The following is a 1,631-nucleotide window of genomic DNA, read 5'->3' on the forward strand; positions in this document are numbered from 1 at the left end:
AGGCAAACGGCTATAGGAGCCAGATTCAGCGTAAAGGCCATCGAAACAAACCGTTGTCCAAGACTCAGCAAGGGCGAAACCACAGGATTGCAAAGACTAGGGCACGGGTTGAACATGCATTTGCGGCGATGGAACAAATGGGTAGAAAACTGATCCGCACCATTGGACAGGTGCGCGCTAATTTTGCCATGACGATGATGGCAGCATGTTACAACCTAAAGCGGTTGGCGTACTTCCAGAGCGCGTGCATCGTGGCTTTCTGACGCCCAGAATGGGTCAAATGGCCCTAGCCAGGGCAATGTGCGATAGAATCAGTAACGTGATAATCAAAAAAAATCTAATTATTTAGAATGAAAGCCAAGGGTTAATTGAAAATCTTGAGTTTTTCGAGGTGCCCATATGGCTACTCCTGAGTCTAAAAAAATCTTGAATCAGCGAAAGAGCATGGTTGAACCTGTGTTTTCAGCATTGCGGGGAATTCAGGGTTTGGAACGTTTCCGGCGTAAGGGATTATTAGCGGTAAAGCTCGAATTTACCCTGCATGCAATGGCCTATAACTTATCAAGAGCGGTTGCTCTGATATTATGGATGATTTTCAGTCTATTATTTGTACAAACTAAAATCAGAAAAAGAGAAAATCTGCACGGTGGGATATTGTTGAAAAAAAAATTCCACCCCTTTTGCGACAGCCTCTTAGGGGGCGGGAGCGCAGAAATACGCTCTTGCTACCCGACCCATCATGTGATTTTTTTCCGTTGAATTTTTTTGGTGCGGGAGACGGTCAGATGTGAATTTTTGTTTGATACACTTAACGCCGAAAAATAGAAGTCATCCCTTCAACTATCGCCTCGGCGGTCGTTTTTGCTGCTTCGATGACATCCGCTTTTTCACACCGTTCTTTGACCAAATGCGTCACCCCCTCAAAAATAGCTGGCTCCGCTTTTTCCAAACAGTACTTGGCAATTTCCTTGTCTATTTGCCTGTCGCCGACAGTGACCAGTTTTTCGGTTGAATTATCCTTGCTTTCCATAAGCGTGTTGCTTAATAGTGAAATAAGGGTGTTTCGGTGATTGAAGTAAATTTTACGCTGTTCTGAGATGGAAATTCCAAAGACCTGCGCTAAGGAGTAAGAAGGTCACGAGTTTCGCACCAATAAAAAAACGCTCTATTTTTAAGTTTAATTCAGCATGATATATAAATAGTCAAAACCTTATAAATCAAATACAACTTATTGTAATTTAAGAAAATTTATGTTTTTAGTAACTTGCAGATTAATCATTGCTTTTAAGCCATTTTTAGAATTTTATATGCCTGTGCGAAACTCGTGAAGGTATCATCAATAAAGGGTCTACGATTCCGTAAAATTTGGGTCATGCAACCGAGGCGCTTGATACCCGCGATGGCGTGTTCAACTGTAATACGGATGCCCGAAATTATTTTATTTTCTTGTTTTTGTTCAGGCGATAAAGGTCTTTTTCGAGTTCCTTTTTTTGGGATTTGTGTATTAGGATGCTGTTTATCTATACCTTGAAAACCGGTATCTGCCCAGATGGTTACCTCAGGAGGAATATGGCGAATTATATCGACTTTATCGAGTAAGCGTTTATCGTGACGGCGCCCATTTTTGCTCA

Annotated in this window: 4 protein-coding genes; 2 read left to right on the forward strand and 2 right to left on the reverse strand. The window is 41.8% G+C overall.

Annotated features, from left to right (window positions below; translation table 11 throughout):
- Positions 1–263, forward strand: a 263-nt coding sequence (locus tag CBG25_RS21115; protein WP_290603799.1) for a transposase, incomplete at its 5' end; no start/stop codon positions are given.
- 136 nt (positions 264–399) lie between these two features.
- Entirely contained in the window at positions 400–759 is a 360-nt protein-coding gene (locus CBG25_RS21120; RefSeq protein ID WP_290609015.1) for a transposase, read from the forward strand.
- 49 nt (positions 760–808) lie between these two features.
- Here the strand turns inward: CBG25_RS21120 and CBG25_RS21125 are convergent, their stop codons facing one another.
- Positions 809–1,030 (reverse strand): hypothetical protein, encoded by a 222-nt coding sequence (locus CBG25_RS21125; RefSeq protein ID WP_290609016.1) that lies wholly within the window; start codon positions 1,028–1,030, stop codon positions 809–811.
- A gap of 254 nt (positions 1,031–1,284) precedes the next feature.
- Positions 1,285–1,631 (reverse strand): transposase family protein (locus CBG25_RS21130; protein ID WP_290609017.1); only part of this gene is annotated, 347 nt, incomplete at its 5' end.

Source organism: Arsenophonus sp. ENCA (assembly GCF_002287155.1).
GTDB lineage: Bacteria > Pseudomonadota > Gammaproteobacteria > Enterobacterales > Enterobacteriaceae > Arsenophonus > Arsenophonus nilaparvatae.